Raw genomic sequence first — 873 nt, forward strand, 5'->3', positions numbered from 1 at the left:
CCGGAGTTCGGCATGAAAATTCTAATGGTACTAACGTCACACGAACAACTAGGTGACAGTGGCCACAAAACTGGCTTTTGGGCAGAAGAGTTTGCCGCCCCCTACTATGCTTTTAAAGACGCTGGCGCTGAGGTTGTGCTAGCTAGCCCCAACGGAGGCCAACCTCCGATCGATCCTAATAGTCAGCAAGCTGCAGCTCAAACCAATGAGACTGTACGCTTGTTTGAAGATGAAGCAGCTCTGGAGCAACTCGCTAATACGCTTCAACTTAGTCAAGTAACAGCCGATGGTTTTGATGCTATCTTTTACCCCGGTGGCCATGGTCCGTTATGGGATTTAAGCGAAGATCCGCTATCCATTGGCCTGATTCAACAATTCTGGGAGCAGGATAAGCCAGTAGCAGCGGTATGTCATGCCCCTGCTGTTCTTGTTCATGCCAAAACTCCAGCCGGAAAGCCGCTCGTAGCCGGCCGCAAGGTGAGTGCTTTTACTAACAGCGAAGAAGCTGCAGTGGGCTTAACCGACGTTGTTCCCTTCTTATTAGAAGACAAGCTACAAGAGCTGGGCGCGCACTATCAAAAAGTAGACGACTGGAAGCCACTGGCAGTGGTTGATGGTAACCTTATTACCGGGCAAAACCCTGCTAGCTCAGCGGCAGTTGCACGAGCTCTATTGCAGCAGCTAAAGCACTAAAACCTGTCTTGCTAAGTGGTGCAAGAGTGACAGATTGAGTAGAAATTAAAACTGCAAATTTGTAACAAAAAAAGCCAACCGCAAGGTTGGCTTACCAACGGTGAGTCAGATTGATGCCTAACTGTAGCTCGCGCTCGGTACCTGGTTCAAAGGCTCGACCATTACCTTGATTAACTACGA

1 protein-coding gene is annotated in these 873 nt (G+C 49.1%); it reads left to right on the forward strand.

Annotated features, from left to right (window positions below; all coding sequences use genetic code 11):
• Positions 1 to 24 precede the first annotated feature (24 nt).
• Entirely contained in the window at positions 25 to 693 is a 669-nt protein-coding gene (locus AOG28_RS18070) for a type 1 glutamine amidotransferase domain-containing protein (protein ID WP_442854961.1), read from the forward strand.
• Positions 694 to 873: the final 180 nt, after the last annotated feature.

The sequence above is a fragment of the Cobetia sp. UCD-24C genome, assembly GCF_001306765.1.
Lineage (GTDB): Bacteria > Pseudomonadota > Gammaproteobacteria > Pseudomonadales > Halomonadaceae > Cobetia > Cobetia amphilecti.

Coding starts and splice junctions, on each gene's coding strand:
- AOG28_RS18070 (WP_442854961.1), top strand. CDS start 25: ATGGTACTAACGTCACACGAACAACTAGGTGACAGTGGCCACAAAACT.